This is a genomic window from Dokdonia sp. Asnod3-C12 (assembly GCF_045063975.1).
Taxonomy (GTDB): Bacteria; Bacteroidota; Bacteroidia; order Flavobacteriales; family Flavobacteriaceae; genus Dokdonia.
In genome coordinates this window covers 2230074-2255096 of sequence record NZ_JBEFNY010000003.1, presented here as the reverse complement: position 1 = coordinate 2255096, position 25023 = coordinate 2230074, and the positions used below count along the sequence as shown (strand labels likewise).

Genomic DNA, 25023 nt, shown 5'->3' with positions numbered 1-25023 from the left:
TGAGAATAAAAAAAAGTAAAAAAATGAAATTAAAAACTGAATGTCACGAGGCTAACCACATCTGCGACAAGAACCAGTATAACGAGGCTTCATTAATCGATAAGATAAGACTAAGTTTTCACCTTATTTATTGTAGAGCCTGCAGGAAGTATTCTGCTCGTAATGGAAAGCTTACTAAAGCTATAAAAAATCCTACGGTAGAAACAGTTTCTATGTCTGACAAGGAGCTATTAAAGCAACGCTTGCAAGAGCAGCTTAACCAAGTAAATAATTAAACAATAGTGCTAGTCCTAACCAGAGTAGTGGGATTCCCTCTACCCAAAAGGATGTAAAATAACTCTTGAGTGAGGTACGCTTTCGCGAAAGCGTAATACAAACCATTACCACCGCAATAACGATGAAGTGTGTAATTAATAGAGACGTAGAGAGCTCATCCTTTAAAAACTCTAAAATAACAAATAGAAAAAGCCAGATCATCCCGATGATTTTGGCTTTTTTTATGCCTACTACTTGCGGCAGTGTACGTAAAGATGTTAAGTCATAACTCATATCTCTTATCTCAAATGGTACCATAAGAGCGATTACAAAAAGAAAGCGTTGTATACATACAATCCACACATCCCAGTAGGGAACTAATTTATTTTCTAAAACGGGCAATATTACAGTTACTCCAGCCCATACAAATCCTATAATGTAAATCTTTACACCCGAAATACTTCTCAAATTACCCTTACGGTCTTGGTCAACTTTAGAGGGTAAAAAAAATGGCACTGCATACAATAGTGTGATTAATCCTAAAATCCCGCATGCGACCCATACTTCTAGTGGCATTCTAAATGCTGCAATAAGCATTGCTAATCCACAGAAAATAGAGAATATTTGAATTGATTTTAATGATTTTGCTAAGCTACGATGATGTAAACCGGCTATTTCTGCATATTTCACAAAATTATAGCCAGTCACTGTGCTAAAAAATAAAAACGCAAGCAACTCGTAATTAACGTTTATGTCTAAAGACAAGCAAGTCACCCTCCCTAATGCAACCACGGCTAAGCTCACGTGGATACTACTGTTTATATAAAAGTCAAAAACACGTTTAAACAACTGCATTAGACAAAAATACTACAACTGTTAATAAGGTTGCATTTCCGTTGAAAACATTAGCTCGCTATGAGGCAAATAAGTCGTAAAAATCGATTTGGTTGCCTTATTTTTGTTGCACCTAAAAATATTCAATACGATGAATACAGATTCGTTTGCATTACGCCATATAGGCCCGCGTAGAAGTGATCTTCCTGAGATGCTTAAAACCGTAGGCGCTGAAACTATCGAGCAACTCATATTTGAGACTATTCCTGATAACATTAGACTTGAGAACAACCTTACGCTAGACCCTGCGCTAAGCGAGCATGAGTTTTCTGCACATATCACAGCACTGTCTAATAAAAACAAAGTTTTTAGATCTTTTATAGGTCTAGGATACAATCAAGCGATTACACCAGCGGTAATACAGCGTAATATTCTAGAAAACCCGGGATGGTACACGGCTTACACGCCTTACCAAGCAGAAATTGCTCAAGGACGACTAGAAGCATTGCTTAACTACCAGACCATGATCACAGATCTTACAGGTATGGAGCTTGCAAATGCATCTTTACTTGACGAGTCTACCGCAGCTGCAGAAGCAATGGCATTGCTCTTTTCTGTACGTAGCCGTGATCAGAAAAAGGCAGACGTAAATAAATTCTTTGTATCTGAAGAGATTCTACCTCAAACGCTTTCTTTATTACAAACTCGTGCAACGCCAATAGGTGTTGAACTAGTAATAGGAAATCATGAGGAATTTGATTTTTCTAAAGAGTTCTTTGGAGCCATCTTACAATATCCAGGTGTATCTGGAAAAGTATTTGACTATGCAGGTTTTGTAGCAAATGCAAATGCAGCAGATATTAAAGTAGCTGTAGCAGCAGATATATTGAGCCTTGTAAAACTGCGCGCTCCAGGAGAATTTGGAGTAGACGTGGTAGTAGGTACTACGCAACGCTTTGGTATTCCATTAGGATACGGAGGTCCTCATGCAGCATACTTTGCTACTAAGGAAGAATATAAGAGAAGCATCCCAGGACGTATCATTGGAGTAACAAAAGATACTGATGGTAAGCGTGCCCTGCGTATGGCGCTTCAAACACGTGAGCAACACATCAAACGTGACAAAGCAACTTCAAACATCTGTACTGCTCAGGTATTACTTGCTGTTATGGCGGGAATGTACGGTGTATATCACGGTCCAGAAGGATTAAAAAATATAGCAAATAAGGTTCACAACACTGCAGCTACTGTTGCAGATGCACTTGAACAACTGGGATTGTATCAAACTAACGAGAGTTATTTTGACACTATCCAAATAAAAGTAGATGCTGCCAAAGTTGCTGCCGTAGCACAAGAAATGGAAATCAACTTCCATTACCCAGACGCAGAGACTGTAGCAATCTCTATACATGAAGCTACCACCTTACAAGATGTAAATGATATCGTTTCCGCTTTCGCGAAAGCGTACTCAAAAGAAACTATTGTCGTAACAGCAATCGCCGAAGGAAATGCAATCCCTGCAAGTGTAGCTCGTGGGACATCATTCTTACAACTTCCAGTATTTAACACCTATCATTCTGAAACAGAATTGATGCGTTACATCAAAAAATTAGAGCGTAAAGATTTATCATTAAATCACTCAATGATATCTCTAGGTTCTTGTACTATGAAGCTCAATGCGGCTTCTGAGATGTTACCACTTTCCGATCCGCAATGGGGGAACATGCACCCATTTGCACCACTAGATCAGGCAGAAGGATACCAGACTATGCTTAAAAAACTAGAAGATCAACTTACGGAGATCACTGGTTTTGCAGGCACATCATTACAACCTAACTCTGGTGCTCAAGGAGAGTATGCCGGTCTTATGGTAATACGCGCATACCACGAGTCTCGTGGAGATAGCCATAGAAACATCTGTCTTATACCATCTTCTGCACACGGAACAAATCCTGCAAGTGCAGTAATGGCGGGCATGAAAGTAGTAGTTACAAAAGCACTTGAAAACGGAAACATCGATGTAGATGATTTACGTGAAAAAGCAGAGAAGCACAAGGATAACCTTGCTGCGCTTATGATCACATACCCTTCTACGCATGGAGTATATGAAAGTGCCGTAAAGGAAATAACATCACTCATACATGATCACGGAGGTCAAGTATATATGGATGGTGCAAACATGAATGCACAAGTTGCCCTGACTAATCCAGGAGCAATTGGTGCAGATGTATGTCACTTAAATTTACATAAAACGTTTGCCATTCCTCACGGAGGTGGTGGCCCAGGAGTAGGACCTATTTGTGTTGCAAAGCAACTTGTTCCTTTCTTACCTACTAACCCTGTGATTACTACAGGTGGTGAGCAAGCAATTACTGCAATAAGCGCAGCTCCATGGGGATCTGCTCTTGCATGTCTTATCTCTTACGCGTATATCACGATGCTAGGTGAGCCAGGATTGCGTCACTCTACAGAGTATGCCATCTTAAATGCAAACTACATTAAAGAGCGTCTTGACGGCGCTTATCAATGTTTATATGTAGGAGAACGCGGTCGTGCTGCACATGAGATGATTATAGATTGTCGTCCATTTAAAGCTCATGGTATCGAAGTAACAGATATTGCAAAGCGTCTTATGGATTATGGTTTCCACGCTCCTACGGTTTCTTTCCCAGTAGCAGGAACTATGATGATAGAACCTACAGAAAGTGAAAGCAAAGAAGAACTAGATCGTTTTTGTGAAGCAATGCTTTCTATTAGAAAGGAAATTGACACAGCAAGTTCTGATGAGCCTAACCACATTATGAAAAATGCACCGCATACACTAGCTATGGTCACTGCAGATACTTGGGAGTTCTCATACTCTAGAGAGAAAGCCGCTTACCCGCTAAGCTATGTTGCAGAAAATAAATTCTGGCCTACTGTGCGTCGTGTAGATGACGCTTATGGTGATCGTAATTTAATATGTACTTGTGCTCCTATTGAGGAATACATGGAAGCATAAATGCACAATAATTGAAACATCTATTATTTTGATAAAAACATCGTCAAAATTGAGATGATCTCATAAGCAAAGGTCAAAATCTAGCATTTTGACCTTTGCTATTTTATACATACATCAAGATTAATTTAATAACGGTAAAGTTCTCGCTGATAAGTAGCTAAAAAGAGCTAATTATTATGGATTTCACAAAATAAATAGGAACAGTTATGACATCGGGCAATCCCATTCTGTTTCATTAACTTTACCTCCTTACAAAATACCCTATATGGCAATTAAGATAACAGGTTTAGGCAGCTACATTCCAGAAGTCGTAACAAAAAATGACAACTTTCAAAAACATCAATTTTTGAATATGGATGGCTCTGCCATTAAATCTGAAAATGGTATCATTATAGAAAAGTTCAAAGCCATCACTGGTATTTCAGAACGACGCTATGCACCTGCTGGTATGCAATCCTCAGATATGGGAACGCAAGCAGCCCTAAAAGCTATTAAAGACTCAGGAGTAGACCCTGAAACACTAGACTACATTATCTGTGCTCACAATTATGGTGATGTGCAAAAGGGATCAAACTTTAGTGATATTGTACCTAGTCTTGCATCACGTATTAAACACAACTTACGTATCCAAAACCCTAAGTGCGTTGCTTATGATATTCTCTTTGGATGTCCAGGGTGGATTGAAGGTGTCATTCAAGCGCAAGCATATATTAAGGCAGGAATGGCGAAAAAATGTCTTGTAATTGGTACTGAAATGCTTTCTCGCGTGGTAGATGATCACGATAGAGATAGCATGATTTACAGTGATGGTGCTGGAGCATCTATTATTGAGCAAGATGATAGCGACACTGGTATCTTATCTTTTGAGACAGCTACATTTACCTATGATGAAGCTTATTTCCTATTTAACGGATCTTCATACAACCCAGAAGCAGAACAGCAAACTAAGTACATAAAAATGTACGGTCGCAAGATTTATAATTTTGCCCTCACACAAGTACCTCAAGCCATGAAAACATGCCTTGAAAATAGTGGCTGTACAATTGCTGATGTAAAGAAAATATTTATCCATCAAGCAAACGAGAAGATGGACGAGGCTATTGTAAGTCGTTTTTACAAACTTCACGACTTAGAAATGCCTGAGCATATCATGCCTATGAGCATAAACACACTAGGTAACAGCTCTGTTGCTACGGTTCCTACAGTATTTGACTTAGTACGTCAAGGAGCTCTAGAAAATCACGAAATCAACAAAGGTGATGTTGTTATTTTTGCGAGTGTAGGTGCTGGTATGAATATCAACGCTATGGTATATCGCTATTAATTAAACGAGCAAATAAGCTCCTTTTTGAGTGTTACTAACTGTAAATCTTTATTAAACGTGTACGAAAACACTTTTCCAAACAAACGTTATAAGCACACCATCAATTTTCTCAAGGAAGTAATTCCTGATACAAATGAGCATATTCTTGATCTTGGCGTACGTAACCCGTTTGTAGATTTTATGGAACGTGAAGGATACACTGTACAAAATACATCGGGAGAAGATCTGGATATAGACACGAGTGCTGTACAAGAATCAGACGCTTCGGTGATAACTGCTTTTGAGATTTTTGAACACCTACTCGCCCCTTTTAATGTGCTGCAAGATATAAAGGCAGATAAAATTGTAGCGAGCATCCCATTAAAACTATGGTTCTCCCCTGCCTATCGTTCTAAGACCGATATGTGGGACAGACATTACCATGAATTTGAAGATTGGCAATTTGACTGGCTTTTTGAAAAAGCTGGTTGGGAAATTAAGAGACGTGAGAAGTTTACAAATCCCGTTAAGAAATTAGGAATTAGACCACTATTAAGAATGGTTACTCCGCGCTATTACTTGATTTACGCCGAACGCAAATCGTGATGAATTTCTACATCGTCATACCTTGTCACAATGAGGCCGAGTTTATAAAACAAACACTAGACTCTTTAGTTGCACAAACATTGCTCCCTAAAAAGGTAATTGTGGTCAATGATCAAAGTACAGATGATAGTGAGCAGATAATTTCCGCTTTCGCGAAAGCGCACTCCTTCATAGAACTTCTCAACACAACTAGCAGCGATATACATCTACCTGGCAGTAAAGTAATACAAGCCGTTCAAAAAGGTATAAACACGCTTGATGAAGACTATAATATCTTTTGCAAATTTGATGCAGATCTTATTTTTCCTGTAAATTACTTGGAGACCATTGCTCAAGAATTTGAAAAAAATCCTCGCATTGGAATGGCTGGAGGATTTTGTTATGTAGAAAAAGATGAAGATTGGGTTCTTGAAAACCTAACTAACAAAGACCACATACGCGGCGCACTTAAAGCTTATAGAAAAGAATGTTTTAAAGAAATAGGCGGTCTAAAACCAGCAATGGGCTGGGACACCATCGATGAGCTTCTGGCAAAATATTATAACTGGCAGGTTATTACAAACGATACGCTGCATGTAAAACACCTGAAACCAACAGGAAATACCTACAACAAGGCAGCACAATTTAAACAAGGAGAAGCATTCTATGGAATGAGATACGGCTTTTGGCTTACTTTGATAGCATCAATCAAGTTAGCAAATCGCAAAGGGAACTTGCTTTTAACTAAGGATTATTTGCGTGGATATTTTCGCGCAAAGCGATCTAAAAAAGATCACCTTGTAAGTACACAAGAAGGCACATTTATAAGAAAATTACGATGGAAAGGAATAAGATCTAAGCTTGGTGTCTAATTCTTAACCTAATCTTTAAAATTGTCACTGAGACATTAATTACTTTTGCTTAAATCTTTACTACAATGAATATACAGTCTATATCAAAATATCTATCGCTATGTGTAATAGGTATGACCATATCTTGTGCATCTGTAAGCAGTACAGCACAAAACAAAAAACCTAAGAATATTATACTTATGATAGCAGATGGTACTGGTTTGAGCCAGATTTCTGCTAGTCAATATTATAATACGCAGCCGTCTAATTATGATCGTTTTAAAACGATAGGACTCATTAAAACTTCTTCGGCAAGTGATTTGATTACAGACTCGGCTAGTGGAGCTACGGCTTTTTCTACAGGTTTAAAAACGTATAACGGAGCCATTGGAGTTAATACAGATACCATCGCTGCACCAACTATTCTTGAAGATTTAGAAAAAAGAGGTTTTGCTACAGGCGTTATCGCGACTTCAACCATCACTCATGCGACTCCTGCAAGTTTTTATGCTCATCAAAAGTTTAGAAAGATGGAGTTAGAAATTGCCGAAGATATCATCAACTCTGGCGTTGACTTTTTTGCTGGTGGAGGACGTAAATTTTTTGAAAATAGAGAAGATGGAAATAATCTCGTAGCAACACTTGAATCTAAGGGCTATGAAATGTACTTAGACAGACTCGATCCTATGCTTTCATTAAAAAAAGATAAAAACTATGGTTTCTTACTAGCAGACAGTGGGATGCCTAAATTTTTAGATGGTCGTGGTTCTTTCTTGTATGACGCTACTAAACTTGGCATCAAGAAACTTTCTCAAAATAAGAAAGGTTTTTTCTTAATGGTAGAAGGTTCTCAAGTAGACTGGGGCGGACATAATAATGATAGTGAGTACTTAATAAGCGAACTTATAGACTTTGATACAGTGATAGGTCAAGTGCTTGATTACGCCGAGAAAGATGGAAACACACTCGTTATTGTAACTGCAGATCATGAGACGGGTGGCTTTACACTTGCATCAAAAGCGGGAGATTATAACACGATAGAACCATCATTTTCTACAGGTGGACACAGTGCTACTATGGTACCAGTTTTTGCTTACGGACCTGGCGCTTCTGAATTCATGGGAATCTATGAGAATACTGCTATTCATGCCAAAATGAAGAAATTACTAAAACAGCAGTAGTCATAAACCTATCTTAAATACTATTTTAACAATCGTATTAATACCTACATTAGCCACTTAAACATCGTCAATGTCGTACCTACACTCTATAGGTGAATATTTCTTAATGATAAAAAACACCTTTGTAAAACCTACAAAGGGCAAGGTTCTTCGTGATCTTATTTTTAAAGAAATTGATGATCTAATCATTGGGTCATTAGGTATTGTTGCATTTATATCCTTCTTTGTAGGCGCTGTTGTTGCCATACAAACGGCACTCAATTTAAACAACCCGCTATTGCCAAAATCGTTAATAGGCTTTGCTGCAAGACAGTCTATTATACTTGAATTTGCTCCTACATTTGTATCTGTTATTATGGCTGGTAAGGTAGGATCATTTATAACTTCAAGCATAGGTACTATGCGTGTTACAGAGCAAATAGATGCACTAGAAGTTATGGGAATCAACTCTCTTAATTACTTAGTATTTCCTAAAATTGTTGCGATGTTAATCTATCCATTCCTTATTGCAATAGGGATGTTTTTAGGAATTATAGGTGCTTATACAGCCGCAGTATATGGAGGCTTTGCTCCAAGTAATGACTTTTTATCTGGACTTCAACAAGACTTTATACCTTTCCAACTGTTCTATGCGTTTTTCAAAACGTTCTTATTTGCCTTTCTACTAGCAACCATCCCTGCATATCATGGGTATTTTATGCGAGGCGGAGCTCTCGAAGTAGGAAAAGCAAGTACAACTTCGTTCGTATGGACAAGTGTGGCGATTATACTAGTGAATTTTATAACCACCCAATTATTACTAAGCTAGATGATTGAAGTAAAAGAAATACGAAAGTCATTTGGTGACAACGAAGTTTTAAAAGGATTCTCAACCAAGTTTGAATCTGGTAAGACTAATCTTATTATAGGCACTTCTGGATCTGGTAAAACTGTATTCTTAAAAACGATGTTAGGCCTTTTTAAGCCCGACAGCGGACAAATAATCTACGATGGTAATCCATACTCAGAACTTGATGATGAGCATCAACGTGATCTTAGAGAGCAGATAGGGATGGTTTTTCAAGGCAGCGCCTTGTTTGATTCAATGACTGTAGAAGAAAACATCGCTTTCCCGCTCAAGATGTTTACAAAGATGAAAAAGAAGGAGCGCATAGAACGAGCAAATGTGGTAATCAACCGCGTTAATCTAGAGAATGCAAACCATAAGTTACCTTCAGAAATATCTGGAGGAATGCAAAAGCGTGTAGCTATCGCTAGATCTATTGTAAACAATCCAAAATATTTATTTTGTGATGAGCCTAACTCTGGACTAGATCCTAATACTGCTACCGTAATTGACAATCTTATTAGAGAGATTACCATAGAACAGGATATTACAACCATCATTAATACCCATGATATGAACTCTGTGATGGAAATAGGGGATCATATTGTGTACCTTCAGAAAGGCCACCTAGCCTGGGAAGGAACGAAAGATGAAATCTTTAAAACAGACAATAAAGACGTTACAAATTTTGTGTACTCCTCAAACCTATTTAAAATGGTAAGAGAAGCACAAAACTCTTAATTGTTACGCTTTCGCGAAAGCGCCATTATATAGAATTATAGCGCTTTAATATTATACCTAGGTATTTAAGAAACTGTCTTCTATACTAAAGAACAGTGATGTTATTTCTTTCTCCAAACATTACCATTTACAACTACAGTATCGAGACTAAAACGCTCTTTTATCCATTGCCCTAGTTTTTGCTGCTGTTTATTTCTTACGCTTTGGGACAAGCTATCTGCCCATTCTACTCGAACTACCGTTAAGGTATCAATACCTCCAGAAAAGTCTGTAGTAATCTCTGTAGCATAACCAAATCGTTTAAGCCCATCATAATTAATCTTTGCCTCATTGCGCATAGACGCAAATGGTAAGGCTGTACCTCTAAGCTGGGTCACCTCATTCTCCAGAAGACGAATTTGCTCATCCTTAGAAGTCATTGCTTCTTGATTTTTTACATATAGATCTTCAAGAATACCAGAGCGCACCTCTGTACTTAATCTTGCTGCGAGTTCGCCACTTTGATCTGCACCTTGATGTACGACTAAGGTACAATTCTCACAATCTTCGGTCTTTTTAAACTCATCCTCCCATTGGGTTATGAGATTTTGCGGTACTAGCTTTCCTATCAGGTAAATATCTATACGCCTCTTCTCTGCATCATCGGTTTCTTTTACAATCTCCGCTCCTTCGTACTTGATTGTATTGGTTACAAAAGCTTTTGCTCTGGTTATAAAGATTTGCTGATTAAGTAATCTTAAAAATGTCCATACACTAGGCACTAAAACTAATACAGCAATAAGAGTTGCCATACGCGTAGTACGCTTTCGAGTCTTTTGGTTTGCATATTTAACCAGCGGAAATTTAAGAAGTTTTGACACTGTAAATGTTGCAAGCGCTATAAACACAGCATTAATGGAGAAAAGATATAATGCTCCTAACGCCCAATAAAGGCCCTCACTGTTGCCTATAATGGATTGAGAAAGACCGTAACCCACAGTACATAGTGGTGGCATTAAGGCAGTAGCAATTGCAACTCCAAAAATCACACTCGCTATGGTACCAGACTTGGTCTTTGCAACAATAAGCGCAAGACCACCAAAAATTGCAATAAACACATCTAATATAGTAGGCCAAGTACGCGCCATTAATTCTGGCGTTACTTCTTTAACCGGTGATAAACTAAAATATAAAGTAGCCGTAAGCACACTTAGCACTATCATCACTGCAAGGTTTACAAATGATCGCTTCATCATGATAGCGTCATTTATAGCTATAGAAAGCCCTATACCAACTATAGGTCCCATAAGCGGACTTATAAGCATGGCGCCTATTACTACAGCGGTACTACTTACATTGAGTCCAATACTCGCAACAAAAATGGAAAAAATAAGAATCCACGCGTTATGACCCTTAAAAGGTATGTCTTTACGAATAGCCTCTACCGTGGTAGATCTATCTGTATCTTCTCTTATATCAAGAAGATCACTTAAAAATTCCTTTATACTTTCCCAGAGACCCTTTGCCTCATCTCTCATATCCTCGTTTGGATCAATATTGAGTTCGCTGGGCTTTGGATCTGGATTTGCCCCTATATTATCTTTGTTTTCCACTATCCTAAGTTATTACCAAATTTAGATTGCACCTCATTGCGTATTTCTTTGATGTCTTGCTCCTTGCTTTTAGGCACAATAACGAGGACATCTTCTTTTTCGACGATTATATAATCTTTAAGTCCGTCTACTACTACCACTTTATTACTAGCAGTTCTAATGATGTTTCCTGAGGTATTTGTTGCGATGATACGCGCATTTACAACGGCATCTTTTCCAGAAGTCCCTTCCATTTTATCATAGAGAGATCCCCAAGTACCTAGGTCATTCCAGTCAAAAGTTGCTGGGACTACTTTTACATTTTGATGCTTCTCCATCACTCCAAAATCGATACTTATATTCTCTGCTTTGGGGTACGCCTCATTTATAAAATCTTGCTCTTCTGGCAGATTATACACCGCATTACCCTCATTGAGCAAACTGTACATATCCGGCAAAAAAGACTTAAAACTGTTTACGACCGTTTTTACACTCCATATAAACATACCAGCATTCCACAAGTATTCACCACTTGCTACAAATTCTTTAGCAGTAGGGTAGTCTGGTTTTTCTGTAAAACGTTTTACCGCTTTCGCGAAAGCGTTATCACTTTTATCATAATTTATGTAACCGTAACCAGTATTTGGAAAGCTAGGCTGTATACCTAAAGTGACTATAGTTTCTTCTTGTTGAGCTGCATCAAAAGCCTTCTGAAGATCTTCTACAAAGGCGTCTTCATCTTCTATCCACGCATCACTAGGAGCTACGACCATCACAGCATCAGGATTTTCTTTTTCCACCTTTAATGCAGAAAGAAGAATACAAGGTGCCGTGTTACGCATTGCAGGCTCAAGAACAATATTTTTTTGTTTGATATTAGGGAGCTGCTCCTTTACGAGATCATTATAATCTGTATTTGTAAGTATGAGAATTTGATCTTCTGGAACAATCTTAGCTAGACGATTGAATGTCTTTTGCAACAAGGTTTCCCCGGTGCCAAGCATATCATGAAACTGTTTTGGAAAAGCCTGAGTACTCACGGGCCAAAATCTAGAGCCTACACCTCCAGCCATTAACAATGCGTAATAATTCTTAGTATTTTCCATAATTTCTAATCTATGATGTCTACCTCTGCGTTAGGCTGAAATAGATATGTTCTACCTGTACTTACCTCTGTGCATTCATAACGTTTTACACGTTTTTTACCCTTTTTAAATATCTTCCCATTATAAATCTGGAATGTAGATCCCATGGGTAATTCAAATATATAATTTTTATCACTAGGTGGGTCATAGTTCTTTAGCGCTACAGAAAGATGAGCATCTGTATCACTACTCGCTTTAGGATTTTTAAAATGCCTTGCTAGATAAGGTAATAAATCTGCTGGAAAAATTTCTGGCCTTATAAAGGGTAACATCAAATATTGAAACGTATGTTTCCATTCTTTACCATGAGGTTTTATCGCTCTACCATACTTTTTAAAAGCAACTAAGTGCGCTATCTCATGCACTAAAGTGACTAAAAACCTGTATTGATTAAGACTTACGTTTATGGTGATTTGGTGCTGTCCATCTGCCAGTATTCTATAATCTCCGTGCCTTGTTACCCGCTCATTTACAATCTTGAGATAAACGGCATGTTCCTTTATTAATGCAAAAACTGGAGCAGCCGCTCTTTCGGGGATATATTTCTTGAGGACTTCTACCACGTCAACTATAAATCGTTTTTAAAATTACTTGCTACTTACGGCGTGCTAGCAGAAACTTGCAATACTTTACCGTTGTAAAATTGATTTCCTGTTAACGCAAAATTAGATAGATAATCTGCCATTTGTATTGCCGTCAACGGCGCTTCATACCCAGGGAATGCTTCTTCTAGCATTTCTGTTTGTACAGCTCCTAAAGCAAGTACATTAAATGCTACTCCCTGTTCTTTATATTCTTCTGCTAGTAATTCACTCCATGTGATTACCGCTCCCTTACTTGAGCTATAAGCTGCAAGACCTGGAAACTTCATACTTCCTTGTATTCCGCCCATACTAGAGACCGTTACTACATGTGCACCAGAGGTCATGTATGGAAGTACCGTTCGTGTTAACTCGGCAACGCCAAAGACGTTTACTTTGTACACCATTTCAAAATCTGCAACGGTAGTCTCAGCAAACGGCTTATTAAGTAAAGCACCCGCATTATTTATGAGCACATCTACTCCTTCCCAGTCACTTTCTATAAAATCTACTACTTTTTGAAAGTGTGAAGCATCTGTTATATCAAATGGAAATGCAGTAAGATTCTGTAAATTTAAATCTGCACAAGAAGTATGCTTTCGCGAAAGCGCAAGTACTTGATGCCCTTCTTTTGCAAACTTCTTTGCAAGCTCAAAACCTATCCCTCTACTCGTGCCTGTAATTATGATTCTTTTCATTAGTTCATTTTAATCTCTTTGTTAGGGCTATTTGCCATTCCAGTGATTCCTGGGATTAGCTTTTTAATAAGTCCTTCCATAAAATCAATATCCATTTTATCTGCCTCATCACCTACGCCATGGTAGTGATCATAGTTTGTAAAGTCAAAAGAGGAAATAGTATGCGCAGGGATATTAAAATCTAAGAAGAAAGGGTAGTTATCACTACGTTTGAAAAGATTAAATTCTTTTGCTTTAGGAAGAAATCCAATAACCTTCTCACCAGCATATTCATTAAACTTTTCTGCAAAGTTAGATTTCTCATATCCTGAAGCATATAACGAGTGATCTTTACCTACCATAGGCACTCCTACCATCTCAATACTTATCATCGTATAAAGATCAATACCAGCAGCCTTAAGTCTACTAGACAAATCTTTTGACCCTAAAAGTCCTTTTTCTTCGGCAGAGTATAGTGTAAATATAATAGTACGTTTATTAGTCTTTGCTTTAGTAAAATGATCTGTAAGTGCAAGTACTGTAGTTGTTCCAGCAGCATTGTCATTTGCTCCATTTGCGATGGTATCATCACCATCAGCTTTTGCGGCACCAATATGATCATAATGTGCGCCTATGATAATAACCTCATCTTTGAGCTTAGGATCATTTCCCTCAATCACACCTACAATGTTAAATGCCTCCACACCATTAACATCAAATGGGTCACGGTAATTTTCAAAATACGGCTTGATTCCAGCATCTTTAAAGCGAGCTTCTATAAACTGAGCAGCCATCTCAATTCCTTTACTTCCCGTATCACGACCTTGAAGCTCATCTGAAGCTAGAAACTCCATCGTACTCTTTACAGACTTCATTTCTTTGATGTCTGGCATCACCATCGTTACTTGGCTCGCTGGTGCAGTACTCACGTTTTCACCCTTTACACCTACTAAAGGAGCGGGTGACCCACAGCCCACTAAGACAAGGGCTCCTACTAATACTAAGATATTTTTCATAAAGCTAAAGATAAAAAAACCCACGCAGTTGCGTGGGTTTATCATTCTATATTTATTATTGACTACGCCAGCATTAATACTGGGTTTTCAATGTACGTTTTAAGCGTTTGTAAAAACTGTGCTCCAGTTGCACCATCTACTGTACGGTGATCACAAGCAAGCGTAAGCTTCATAGTGTGTCCTACAGCAAGCTTCCCATCTTTTACCACAGGCTTCTCTACAATTGCTCCTACAGATAGGATAGCAGAGTTAGGCTGATTGATAATAGATGTGAAATCTGTGATTCCAAACATTCCTAGATTTGAAATCGTAAAGGTAGAACCTTCCATTTCTGGGATAGTAAGTTTCTTATCACGAGCCTTTCCAGCTAGTACTTTAACCTCAGCATTAATTTGCTGTAATGATTTTTCGTTTGCAAATTCTACTACAGGAACAACGAGACCATCAGGTACTGCTACTGCCACACCAATATGTACATGGTGATTGAGACGCATTTTATCATCAAACCACTGAGAGTTTACTTGAGGATGCTGTTTTAAAGCGATAGAGGTTGCTTTAATGATCATATCATTAAAAGAAACTTTTGTATCAGGTAATACATTGAACTGCTTACGGAAGCTCATCATGTTCTCCATATTGAACTCAACGTTCAAGTAGTAATGAGGCGCTGTAAACTTAGATTTACCAAGTCCGCGAGCGATTGCTTTACGCATTTGAGAGTTATCAATATCCTCAAAGCTTTCTTCTCCTGTTGCAACAAATTGCTGTACTCCAGCTCCCGAAGATTGGCTAGCGCTAGGTGTGAAGTTTTCTACATCACTCTTTACGATACGTCCATTTTCTCCAGATCCTTTTACTTGAGAAAGATTGATTCCTTTCTCGTCTGCAATTTTCTTTGCTAGTGGAGACACAAATATGCGTCCTCCATTAGTATTTGCCGCAGGCTTTGATGATCCAGAAGCAGAGTTTGTATTATTCTCTTTCTTAGGCGCTGCCTTTGGAGCATCTGCCTTTTTATCAGCTTTTGGAGCTTCTTTCTTTTCTTCCTTCTTTGGAGCTTCTTTTTTAGTAGCTCCGCCGCTTTTTACCACACCAGAAACATCTGTTCCTTCTGGGCCTATGATTGCTAGAAGTTCGTCAACATTTGCTGTCTCACCTTCATTAATACCTATATGTAATAATGTACCAGACTGGAATGATTCAAACTCCATAGTCGCCTTGTCGGTTTCTATTTCAGCAAGGATATCTCCTTCTTCTACTTTATCACCTACAGCCTTTAACCAGGTAGCAACCGTTCCTTCCTCCATCGTATCAGACAGGCGCGGCATGTTAACTACAATTACTCCTTCTGGAATATCTGATTCACTATCGGTAGATTCTTCTTCCTCAGAAGATGCTTCACTAGTTTCATCTTGAGAAGTATTCTCTTCTTTCTCATTAGAAGATGATGCTTCGTCTTCTCCACTTTTCGCTGAAGCGTCACCACCATTTAATAATCCAGAAATATCTTCTCCTTCTTCACCTATGATAGCTAAAAGCACATCAACTTTTGCGGTTTGACCTTCTTCAATCCCGATGTGCAATAACACACCTTCATTAAAAGATTCAAACTCCATGGTTGCCTTATCTGTTTCGATTTCGGCAAGGATATCTCCTTCTTCTATCTTGTCACCTACTTTTTTAAGCCAAGTAGCGACTGTTCCTTCTTCCATCGTGTCGCTTAGACGCGGCATGTTTATTACTTCTGCCATAACTTAAAGTCTATGAGGTATAAATGGGTAATCTTCTTGATCGTACACTATATCGTACATCACGTTTACATCTGGGAATGGACTTTCTTCGGCAAATTTTTCACATTCTGCCACACGAGCTTTTACTCGCTTATCCATCACCTTAATCTCTTCCTCAGTTGCATACTCTTTTTCAAGAAGTATTTCCTTAACCTGAGTAATAGGATCTATTTTTTGATACTCTGCGACCTCATCTTTAGTACGATAGTGCTGAGCGTCAGACATAGAGTGACCTCTATATCTATATGTTTTAAGTTCTAAAAATGTAGGTCCATCACCACGGCGCGCACGCTCTATTGCTTCATCCATAGCTTCTGCTACCGCAACTGGGTTCATAGCATCTACAGGGCCACAAGGCATTTCATACCCTAATCCTAGCTTCCAGATATCTTCATGGTTTGCAGAACGACCTACAGATGTTCCCATCGCATACCCGTTATTTTCAACACAAAATACTACTGGAAGTTTCCAGAGCATTGCCATGTTAAACGTTTCATGCAAAGATCCTTGACGAGCTGCACCATCTCCAAAATAACAAAGTGTTACCGCTCCAGTTTTATTATACTTATCCCCAAAAGCCATTCCAGCTCCTAAAGGTATCTGTCCTCCTACAATCCCGTGACCTCCATAAAATCCTTTCTCACGAGAAAAAATATGCATAGAACCTCCTAGACCTTGTGAAGTACCAGTTGCTTTACCGAACAACTCTGCCATCACACGTTTTGGGTCTACACCCATACCAATAGGTTGCACGTGGTTACGGTATGCCGTAATCATTTTATCCTTGGATAAATCCATTGCATGCAATGAACCAGCAAGGATTGCTTCTTGACCATTATAAAGGTGAAGAAATCCGCGGACTTTCTGCTGTATATATACTTGAGCTAGCTTATCTTCAAACTTGCGCCAGAAGAGCATTTCCTCGTACCAATTAAGGTATGTTTCTTTGGTTATCTTTTTCATTTAAAAGCGTATAAATGCCGCTCATTTTTGAGCGAGTAACAAAAATAACCAATTAAGAAGATATGGTAAAATTGAATGCAAGGAAAAGTTACGCAAACGCTATCGTAAATTTATAGTAGCACTTTTTAGCTTTCGCGAAAGCGTACTTCACACAAAAACAACAGCTTACTTAAGTCGACCACGAAGCCAAGCAACGTCCAACAGGAACTACAAATATTTTGAAGTAAACAATAGTGGAAGTATATTTTCTAAAGAATCACTCTTTAAAACCTCTCCTCGCTCACCCATAAAATAGAGTGAGATAGGTGATTTTTGCTTTATTTCATACTCTGCAATAGCCTGACGACATATACCGCATGGAGGAATAGGCACCGTGGTTTCCTTATCTTTTGCTCTCGCCGTGATTGCCATTGAGACCATCACAGCGTCTGGATATTGTGAAGATGCATAAAAAATAGCCGTTCTCTCAGCACACAAACCACCAGGATAGCAGGCATTCTCTTGATTATTACCAGTAACTACAACTCCATTATCTAGAAGCAATGCAGCTCCTACTAAAAAGTCTGAATAAGGTGCATATGCCTTTTCTCTTGCTTCAAAGGCAGCATCCATTAATGATGAAATCGCTTCTGGAAGTGCATCTTTTGAAGGGTACACATCTAGAAACGATTCAATTTTTATTTTTTTCATAAGCTTTTTTCGCTTTCGCAAATATCATGTTTTAATACTCGTCGTACTCATCTCCAAAATGAAAGGTAAGTCCAAAACGAAGTGTACTTTCTAGAGGACTAATAACAGAGCCAGTTGAGAAAAGATAAGAAAGATCTACATCTATCGCATTAAACTCAAAACCTGCTCCTAGTGTTGCAAACTTGCGAGAACCTTTTAACTCACTTTCATTAAAATAACCAGCTCTCAACGCAAAAACATCATTATAAGTATATTCTGTAGCAAGTGACCATGTAACTTCCTTAAGTTCTTCACTAAATCCATCTGGCGCATCACCAAAAGATTGAAAGATTCCCGAGAAGAAGTTTACATCATCATCTTGACCCGCTAGGATCACGACGTCATCATCTTGAGTGATTTCTCCATCACCATTAGTATCTGCTCGACCACGAATAGGCGGTGTAGGCACTAGTAATTTATTAAATTCAAGACCTACAAAAATCTTATTATAGCTATCTAGTATAAAGTCAAATCCACCACCAAGTTTTAAATTGGTTGGTATAAAATTTTCTTGCCCAGCATCGTCATATTTAACCTTAGGCCCTATATTGGAAATATTAAAACCTGCTCTCCATCTACCATCAAAATTACTATACACTTGCTCTTCAGACTGGTAATAACCCGAGATATCTACCCCAAAAGAACTCGCTGGACTTGCATCTGCAAATTGATCTAGTTGTTGCAAACGAAGATTACTTTGTAAGAAACGTCCAGAAACTGCCATAGAGAACTGATCATCAAGTTTTAGCGCGTAGGTTGCATCTATAGAAAATTCGTTAGGCTTTACATCAAGACCAGGATCTTGAGCACTGTTTCTCGTGTTGATTGTACCAAGACTAAAATATCTTACACTAGCCGCAAAAGCACTACGATCATCAATACGATTTGCATAAACCGCCTGCAGTAAACCGATATCGTTTACGAGGTTACCGAGATAAGGCGTATAATTAATACCTACATTATGTTTGTTAGGCAAGAATGCAAGTTTAGCTGGGTTCCACTGTACAGCATATGCATCTGGACTAGTAGCAACACCTTGCTCTCCCATTCCAGCCGCTCGCGCGTCTCCTGCTATTATTAAAAATGGTACTGCCGTTGTAATAGTATTAGGTTGATCTTGCGCTTGAACGCTAGTAGCAAACACGCTACAAAAAACTACTCCTAATAGTGTAAAAACTTTATTCATATGTTGAGGCATTTAAAACAAATATAGACTTTTCTATGATTATGATTAGAGGATTACGAGCTTCTCTATTTTCTCCACCCGCTTGTTAGTTAACGTAGATTTAACAGTTATCTTATACACATATACTCCTTTTCCGATAGCTTGACCAAAATCATCAAGACCATCCCATGTAATTGTACGTGACAAGAACCCTTCTGTTACGACTGTCTGATTAATGGTTTTCACCACTTTACCACTTACCGTAAAAATTTGAACCTGCACATCAAGAGGCTCAAAAGGACGATTATGATTAAACCAAAATTCTGTATAATTTACAAACGGATTAGGATAATTAAGCACATTTTCGAGTTCTAACTCTTCATCTCCCAGCACCACAAACTGCAGCTCTGCAGTAGATGAATTATTATATACATCCCATGCCTTGAATGACAATGTATGTGGTCCAGGCTCTAAATTTCTAATCTTACGAGCAGCAGTACCCTTCATAAAATCATCCACCTCTGTCTCATAAAAGTCATTCATTATAATAGGATTCGTCTCGTCACCATCTATTATTGCCACAATATCATGACCTATACCACTAGCGGTATTAATCCCGTTTTCATCTTCTAGTTTTGCAAGTATAATAGGAGAGTCGTTTGTAATACCTCCATTTACAAAGTTTTCATCATTCATAAATAACTTAATCCTAGGGCCTAGGTTATCTTCTGGGGCATTCTCGTTAAGACCTCCTATAATTATAGTTTCATCTACACCTGTCTGATCTTCTAATACTCCTAATCGTTCTGAATAAAAATTAAGCCGACCATTACCTAGCGGTATTGCAGTATCTCGTGGCATTCTGAATGTAAATTCAAAATTACCATTTGTCACAGATGCCTGACCTCTATAAAGAATAGCACCTAGGGTTGTAAAATCCATAATTGCGAGCTCTCCACCTATTACTACACCATCATTACCCAGCGTCTGTCTATCTATACGTTTGTCATACAAAGTAACTGCTAGTGTGCCATTATAATCTGTAAGCGTTTGACCTCCCTGTGAGGTAACCCGACCATTTACCTTAACTAGGTCAAGCGCCTTTAACACAGGAAGCTCAGTCCCTACTGGCACATCATTAATTGCAGATAGCTGTATGTCTGGCTTAGGGAAAGCAAGTTTCATGGCTGGATCACCTACAAAGAAAATCACCCTACGTAACGGATCTGATATTCCATTTTTTGAGGCTCTAATATTCTCGGCTACACTTTTGACTTCATTTGTACCAAAGGAAAATAGCTGCTCCACCAATGAGTTATTAAAATTAACCCCGAGAGTTACTGTGATTTCTCTCGTAGTCGTCACAAGACCTACTGCTCCACCATCGGCATTCCAAAACAATGCTTCTCCTCCCGTAGGACGTTCAGGATTGTCAAACTTCCCGAACTCACACGTGACAGTTACCACAAGCGGCAAACGTGCGCCATTATCTAGGTTATTAATTTCGTTTTGTGTCACTATAGCTTCGGCTGCGAGAAGTTCTTCACCTCCATGACCTAGATATGTCACCACAAGTGAACCTACCTCAACGGCATTTTCAATAGCTTCGTTTACTTGAGGATATCTATCTCCACCAGCAGACGATTGTTGTTGAAACGCATCACTATGTATCTTGATAACATTTACAAAAGGCTTCTCTACACTTATTTGATCACCAAGATTATCTAAAGTTCCTTGCAACTGAGCAAATTCAAAGACCTCATCCACATCATCTGATACCAGTACAAAATTATTTCGCCAGCGACCATAAGACTCACGAGCATCATAATTAATAATTTTATCAACCACCGTAGCGGCAAGACTAGGAGAATCGGCAATAATTCTTCCTACAGCTAGATCTAACTTATCTGACGCAATCATTGTTCCTTCAGATGGATCTAATGAACCGTAGAAATCATCACTCATAAAGGAACGCACCAGGCTAAAACTATCAAAAGTTTGATAGGTAGGCATCACATTATTATTCCCTGAAATACGATTTTTATAGTCCACCGAGGTGTCGCCAAAAAGGCATACATATTTTAATCTCCCAGCGTCTGAGGATGCATTATCATAAACATATTTTATAAAGTTTCTAATCGCACCTATATCTGCTTTACCACCTCCAAATTCATTATAAATTTGCTCAAGTGTAACTGTCTTTACATTGAGTCCTCTTAAATTTCTATTATGTTGCGCTAGTCTTTCCGCTTGAGACAACAAGGTATTACCTGTAATCATTAAGTAATCTACATCTTCAAAATCACCACTATTGTTTTGAAAAATAGTCCCTTTCAAATTTTGATTAGATAACTGCGTATTTCCGCTTTCGCGAAAAGGTGTCAAGTAATCAGATGGGGTAACAGCTACAAATATTCCTTCTGTACCTAACAAACTTTTGAAAGAGACATTCTGCTCCCCATCTAGCTCCAAAGTTCTTATCGCTGTTTGATCGGTTACATCCCAGATTTGAGTATAACCTTGCATATTACTTAATGAATACGCACCTACTCCTAACTGCATACCTGCATCTGGATTACTAAAGGTAAATTGATTCCCAGTGCCACTTAATTGTGAGTCTACATCGAGGCTTATAAAATCAAGGTATCCCACACTAGATGGATTACCATTATTATTATAAATGAGTGTCACAACCATTTCACTACCAGATACAGGCACCTCAATATCAAGAGAACCACCTCTAGCAAGCACAATATCACTTATCGCAAGAATATTTACAGATCCCACAGAAGCACCATTAACGAGCACATCAAAAGATGTTACAGTTTCTGATGTAGCTGCAACTTCTACTCTTAAGGTAGCTGTTTGCCCTAAGACTGCATTTTCAAAATCAAAATCAAATGATTGCTCATTCTCAAAACTAAATCGCTCACCAAACCAGCGTCTACCTATTTTTACTAAGCTATTTTCATCCTCCTCATGAAATTGATAGTCCTTATATGTATCATACGTTATAACTGGAGCTCCAGAGGGTTCTACATTAGGACTTACACGCTGCCCATTTACACCTGCAACTGTTATATAGTAATACGATCTGTCCTCGTATGGATTAATATGAGTATCTAATTCTTCATGATATTTTCTTGTGCTCTCACCATAAAAGAGAATCCTATCATCATTATCAAAAGTCCCATCACCACTTCCTAGTACTTGAATAGGAATTTCCCTAAGATCAAAATTCTCGTTATCGCTATTACGCAATGGCAAAGGAGAACCTCCATAACCATACACTTTTATCTGCTCAGGATTAATTCCATTTACATCGACTCCTAAACTCTGTAAAAAACTTCTATTGATAGCATGTATTCCAGATTCCTCGACATAGAATTTATAGTAGTCTCCAGTAGCCAACAATGAATTACTTATTACAAGAGGCGCTCGTTGTTGTTGTTGTTGTTGTTGTTGTTGTTGTTGTTGCACTTTCGCGAAAGCGAACATCACATCACCAGAGATCACCCTCATCACGTGACCGTTCTTTATTATGAAAGGTGAAATCTCTAATACACTATAATATGTATTACGTGCTTTAGATGTATGGAATTGATAGCTAACCTCTGAGGGTAATTGCTTTTTATCAATAGCGTTGAGCCACGACTGAGGAACAGTCTCTATTTTTACATTTACAAATTTTGAAGATTGGGGATCAATTGCATTTCTAGCATCCCACTGCATACTATAAGTGTACTCACCTTGTTCACTCACCACAAGATTCATTACTTCTAGCGTACTACCTTTCTGGGTGATTTTTAAAGCACCTTCCCAGTTTATAACCATTTGCTCTGACTGTGCAGATGTGCAAATCCCTATAAATATTAAAAATAGTGAGAGTAACGTTTTCATTAGTAGGATAACGAAAGCCTGTACGGCTTATTATTAACTGATAGTTGTAGTGTAGTTTTTTTTTACTTAAGACAATAATAAAGAATAAATAGCGCCGTTACTAATGAGTTAACCATAACCAACGAATTTTTTTTGGGCTCGACATCGTAAATTGCTTGCACTTTAACGAGTTATTACTATCTTGCAATCCCAAATACATTGAACATAATTACCTATGAAACTACACTTTGCATTAAAAATGCTGGCACTTGCCGTGATTTCGATTACAGTCGCAAGTTGTAGCAAATCAAACGATTACAAAGACAGTTCTAGAGGAACTGGCTGGAAAGTCGACGGTAAAAACGGAGGTTTTAAGCTTAAAACAGACTATGAAGAACAGGCCACTGGACCTGGTCTTGTGTTTGTAGAAGGAGGTACTTTTACTATGGGTAAAGTACAAGATGATGTAATGCATGACTGGAATAACTCTCCAAACCAGCAACACGTTCAATCTTTTTACATAGATGAAACTGAGGTTACTAACGGTATGTATCTAGAATACCTAGATTACTTAAAGAAAGTATTTCCTCCAGAAGAAGAAAATTACCGCAATATTTACAAAGGTGCACTACCCGATACGTTAGTATGGAGAAATCGTCTTGGTTTTAATGAAACTATGACAGAAAACTACCTTCGTCACCCAGCATATGCAAACTACCCTGTGGTAGGTGTAAGCTGGATACAAGCTGTAGAATATGCAAACTGGAGATCAAACAGAGTAAATGAACTTATTCTAGAAGAACAAGGCTATACTGCAAGAGGTGCTCGTTTTGATGTAGATGCTGGTTCAACTTTTGATACAGAAACTTATTTAAATGCTCCAACACTTACGTATGGTGGAAGTGATAGCCTTGCAAGAGGTGGTCGTTCTAGTGAGCGTCGTATGAAGCAAAATGATAGTACAAATATTTTTATACAACGTACTGACGGAATACTTCTTCCTAAGTACAGACTCCCTACAGAAGCAGAGTGGGAATATGCAGCTCTTGGTCTTACAGAATTAAGAAGCTACAATGTATACCGTGGTCGTAAGAAATATCCTTGGGATGGTTCTTACACAAGATCTTCAGATCGTCGTACACGTGGAGATCATTTAGCAAACTTTAAACAAGCAGATGGAGATTACGGTGGTATCGCTGGATGGTCTGATGATAATGCCGATATTACTGCAGAAGTAAAGAGCTATGAGCCTAACGATTTTGGCGTTTACGACATGGCAGGAAACGTTTCTGAGTGGGTTGCAGATGTTTATCGTCCTATCGTAGATGATGAGTTTAACGACTTTAACTACTACAGAGGTAACGTATATACAAAGAACGCTATAGGAGAAGATGGTAAAGTAAAAATCGTTACTGTAGATTCTATCGTATATGACACACTAGCAAATGGAAGCATTATCGCTAGAGACTTACCAGGAGAGATCCTTCAAGTACCTGTAGACGAAGATGAGACTTATTTAAGAACACAATTCTCTACAAGTGACAACCGTAACTTTAGAGATGGAGATAGAAGATCTACAAGATATTTTGAATCTTTTAATGAAGATGTAGATAATCCAGATTCTGGAAAAAACATGTACAACGCTCCTCAACATAAAGTAGAGAGAGACAGCGCAGGAAAAATGGACCGTCGTTATGATGAGTCTAACAATAGAACATCTTTAGTAAATGACGAAGTACGTGTTTACAAAGGAGGTTCTTGGAGAGATAGAGCATACTGGTTAGATCCAGCACAAAGAAGATTCCTTCCACAAGGAATGGCGTCAGACGATATTGGTTTCCGTTGCGCTATGTCAAGAGTGGGATCAAAAGCTAAAAAAGGAAAAAGAGCTAGATAACATTCTCTTTTTACAGTATTTTTAAAAGCCCTC

Annotated in this window: 20 protein-coding genes; 9 read left to right on the top strand and 11 right to left on the bottom strand. The window is 38.4% G+C overall.

What is annotated here, in order from left to right:
* Positions 1-23: 23 nt before the first annotated feature.
* Positions 24-275, top strand: coding sequence for a hypothetical protein (locus ACJJVW_RS10225; RefSeq protein ID WP_405251697.1), 252 nt, complete (start codon positions 24-26; stop codon positions 273-275).
* Here ACJJVW_RS10225 and ACJJVW_RS10220 read toward each other — a convergent pair.
* Complete coding sequence (locus tag ACJJVW_RS10220; RefSeq protein WP_405251695.1) at positions 256-1110, bottom strand: hypothetical protein; 855 nt, start codon at positions 1108-1110, stop codon at positions 256-258. The genes ACJJVW_RS10225 and ACJJVW_RS10220 overlap by 20 nt on opposite strands.
* 130 nt (positions 1111-1240) lie before the next feature.
* Between ACJJVW_RS10220 and gcvP the strand changes: the two genes are divergently transcribed.
* The 7 genes from gcvP (at position 1241) to ACJJVW_RS10185 (ending at position 9577) form a co-directional block, all read left to right on the top strand.
* Complete coding sequence (gene gcvP, locus ACJJVW_RS10215; RefSeq protein ID WP_405251693.1) at positions 1241-4090, top strand: aminomethyl-transferring glycine dehydrogenase; 2850 nt, start codon at positions 1241-1243, stop codon at positions 4088-4090.
* Positions 4091-4355: 265 nt separating this feature from the next.
* Complete coding sequence (locus ACJJVW_RS10210) at positions 4356-5414, top strand: 3-oxoacyl-ACP synthase III family protein (RefSeq protein WP_405251691.1); 1059 nt, start codon at positions 4356-4358, stop codon at positions 5412-5414.
* Between the two features lie 57 nt (positions 5415-5471).
* Positions 5472-5999 carry a methyltransferase gene (locus ACJJVW_RS10205; RefSeq protein WP_405251690.1) on the top strand — a complete coding sequence of 176 codons (528 nt, stop codon included), beginning with the start codon at positions 5472-5474 and terminating at the stop codon, positions 5997-5999.
* On the top strand, positions 5999-6850 hold the full coding sequence (locus ACJJVW_RS10200; RefSeq protein WP_405251688.1) for a glycosyltransferase family 2 protein: 852 nt from the start codon (positions 5999-6001) through the stop codon (positions 6848-6850). The genes ACJJVW_RS10205 and ACJJVW_RS10200 overlap by 1 nt, the downstream gene beginning before the upstream one ends.
* Before the next feature lie 65 nt (positions 6851-6915).
* A complete protein-coding gene (locus ACJJVW_RS10195; protein ID WP_405251686.1) occupies positions 6916-8010 on the top strand; it encodes an alkaline phosphatase in 1095 nt (364 codons plus the stop codon).
* Between the two features lie 70 nt (positions 8011-8080).
* On the top strand, positions 8081-8818 hold the full coding sequence (locus ACJJVW_RS10190; protein WP_298326873.1) for an ABC transporter permease: 738 nt from the start codon (positions 8081-8083) through the stop codon (positions 8816-8818).
* Positions 8819-9577: an ABC transporter ATP-binding protein gene (locus tag ACJJVW_RS10185; RefSeq protein WP_108878004.1), complete on the top strand. Its 759-nt coding sequence runs from the start codon at positions 8819-8821 to the stop codon at positions 9575-9577. It begins immediately after the preceding gene.
* Positions 9578-9678: 101 nt separating this feature from the next.
* Here the strand turns inward: ACJJVW_RS10185 and ACJJVW_RS10180 are convergent, their stop codons facing one another.
* From ACJJVW_RS10180 to porU, 10 genes are all read right to left on the bottom strand, one after another.
* Entirely contained in the window at positions 9679-11169 is a 1491-nt protein-coding gene (locus ACJJVW_RS10180) for a DUF389 domain-containing protein (RefSeq protein WP_405226833.1), read from the bottom strand.
* Positions 11169-12254: a mannose-1-phosphate guanylyltransferase gene (locus tag ACJJVW_RS10175; protein ID WP_144783105.1), complete on the bottom strand. Its 1086-nt coding sequence runs from the start codon at positions 12252-12254 to the stop codon at positions 11169-11171. The genes ACJJVW_RS10180 and ACJJVW_RS10175 overlap by 1 nt, the downstream gene beginning before the upstream one ends.
* 5 nt (positions 12255-12259) lie before the next feature.
* Complete coding sequence (locus tag ACJJVW_RS10170; protein WP_339848828.1) at positions 12260-12856, bottom strand: SprT-like domain-containing protein; 597 nt, start codon at positions 12854-12856, stop codon at positions 12260-12262.
* A 35-nt stretch (positions 12857-12891) separates the two neighbouring features.
* On the bottom strand, positions 12892-13572 hold the full coding sequence (locus ACJJVW_RS10165) for an SDR family NAD(P)-dependent oxidoreductase (protein ID WP_405251684.1): 681 nt from the start codon (positions 13570-13572) through the stop codon (positions 12892-12894).
* A complete protein-coding gene (locus ACJJVW_RS10160; RefSeq protein ID WP_405251682.1) occupies positions 13572-14567 on the bottom strand; it encodes a M28 family peptidase in 996 nt (331 codons plus the stop codon). The genes ACJJVW_RS10165 and ACJJVW_RS10160 overlap by 1 nt, the downstream gene beginning before the upstream one ends.
* 62 nt (positions 14568-14629) lie before the next feature.
* On the bottom strand, positions 14630-16318 hold the full coding sequence (locus tag ACJJVW_RS10155) for a pyruvate dehydrogenase complex dihydrolipoamide acetyltransferase (RefSeq protein WP_405251680.1): 1689 nt from the start codon (positions 16316-16318) through the stop codon (positions 14630-14632).
* A 3-nt stretch (positions 16319-16321) separates the two neighbouring features.
* Positions 16322-17320 carry a pyruvate dehydrogenase (acetyl-transferring) E1 component subunit alpha gene (gene pdhA / locus ACJJVW_RS10150; RefSeq protein ID WP_405226850.1) on the bottom strand — a complete coding sequence of 333 codons (999 nt, stop codon included), beginning with the start codon at positions 17318-17320 and terminating at the stop codon, positions 16322-16324.
* 207 nt (positions 17321-17527) lie between these two features.
* Positions 17528-18010 carry a cytidine deaminase gene (locus ACJJVW_RS10145; protein ID WP_405251678.1) on the bottom strand — a complete coding sequence of 161 codons (483 nt, stop codon included), beginning with the start codon at positions 18008-18010 and terminating at the stop codon, positions 17528-17530.
* Between the two features lie 31 nt (positions 18011-18041).
* The gene (gene porV / locus ACJJVW_RS10140) at positions 18042-19235 is read right to left on the bottom strand and encodes a type IX secretion system outer membrane channel protein PorV (protein WP_298326898.1); all 1194 of its coding nucleotides are present in this window, start codon (positions 19233-19235) and stop codon (positions 18042-18044) included.
* A gap of 45 nt (positions 19236-19280) precedes the next feature.
* Complete coding sequence (gene porU, locus ACJJVW_RS10135; RefSeq protein ID WP_405251676.1) at positions 19281-23114, bottom strand: type IX secretion system sortase PorU; 3834 nt, start codon at positions 23112-23114, stop codon at positions 19281-19283.
* A gap of 214 nt (positions 23115-23328) precedes the next feature.
* Here porU and gldJ point away from each other — a divergent pair, with 214 nt between their 5' ends.
* Complete coding sequence (gene gldJ / locus ACJJVW_RS10130; RefSeq protein WP_405251674.1) at positions 23329-24990, top strand: gliding motility lipoprotein GldJ; 1662 nt, start codon at positions 23329-23331, stop codon at positions 24988-24990.
* The last annotated feature ends 33 nt before the right edge of the window (positions 24991-25023 follow it).

What these genes read in the sequence shown, in the direction of transcription:
- ACJJVW_RS10225 (WP_405251697.1), top strand. Translation starts at nt 24, where the DNA reads ATGAAATTAAAAACTGAATGTCACGAGGCTAACCACATCTGCGACAAG.
- ACJJVW_RS10220 (WP_405251695.1), bottom strand. Translation starts at nt 1,110, where the DNA reads ATGCAGTTGTTTAAACGTGTTTTTGACTTTTATATAAACAGTAGTATC.
- gcvP (WP_405251693.1), top strand. Translation starts at nt 1,241, where the DNA reads ATGAATACAGATTCGTTTGCATTACGCCATATAGGCCCGCGTAGAAGT.
- ACJJVW_RS10210 (WP_405251691.1), top strand. Translation starts at nt 4,356, where the DNA reads ATGGCAATTAAGATAACAGGTTTAGGCAGCTACATTCCAGAAGTCGTA.
- ACJJVW_RS10200 (WP_405251688.1), top strand. Translation starts at nt 5,999, where the DNA reads ATGAATTTCTACATCGTCATACCTTGTCACAATGAGGCCGAGTTTATA.
- ACJJVW_RS10195 (WP_405251686.1), top strand. Translation starts at nt 6,916, where the DNA reads ATGAATATACAGTCTATATCAAAATATCTATCGCTATGTGTAATAGGT.
- ACJJVW_RS10190 (WP_298326873.1), top strand. Translation starts at nt 8,081, where the DNA reads ATGTCGTACCTACACTCTATAGGTGAATATTTCTTAATGATAAAAAAC.
- ACJJVW_RS10185 (WP_108878004.1), top strand. Translation starts at nt 8,819, where the DNA reads ATGATTGAAGTAAAAGAAATACGAAAGTCATTTGGTGACAACGAAGTT.
- ACJJVW_RS10175 (WP_144783105.1), bottom strand. Translation starts at nt 12,254, where the DNA reads ATGGAAAATACTAAGAATTATTACGCATTGTTAATGGCTGGAGGTGTA.
- ACJJVW_RS10165 (WP_405251684.1), bottom strand. Translation starts at nt 13,572, where the DNA reads ATGAAAAGAATCATAATTACAGGCACGAGTAGAGGGATAGGTTTTGAG.
- ACJJVW_RS10160 (WP_405251682.1), bottom strand. Translation starts at nt 14,567, where the DNA reads ATGAAAAATATCTTAGTATTAGTAGGAGCCCTTGTCTTAGTGGGCTGT.
- ACJJVW_RS10155 (WP_405251680.1), bottom strand. Translation starts at nt 16,318, where the DNA reads ATGGCAGAAGTAATAAACATGCCGCGTCTAAGCGACACGATGGAAGAA.
- pdhA (WP_405226850.1), bottom strand. Translation starts at nt 17,320, where the DNA reads ATGAAAAAGATAACCAAAGAAACATACCTTAATTGGTACGAGGAAATG.
- ACJJVW_RS10145 (WP_405251678.1), bottom strand. Translation starts at nt 18,010, where the DNA reads ATGAAAAAAATAAAAATTGAATCGTTTCTAGATGTGTACCCTTCAAAA.
- porV (WP_298326898.1), bottom strand. Translation starts at nt 19,235, where the DNA reads ATGAATAAAGTTTTTACACTATTAGGAGTAGTTTTTTGTAGCGTGTTT.
- porU (WP_405251676.1), bottom strand. Translation starts at nt 23,114, where the DNA reads ATGAAAACGTTACTCTCACTATTTTTAATATTTATAGGGATTTGCACA.
- gldJ (WP_405251674.1), top strand. Translation starts at nt 23,329, where the DNA reads ATGAAACTACACTTTGCATTAAAAATGCTGGCACTTGCCGTGATTTCG.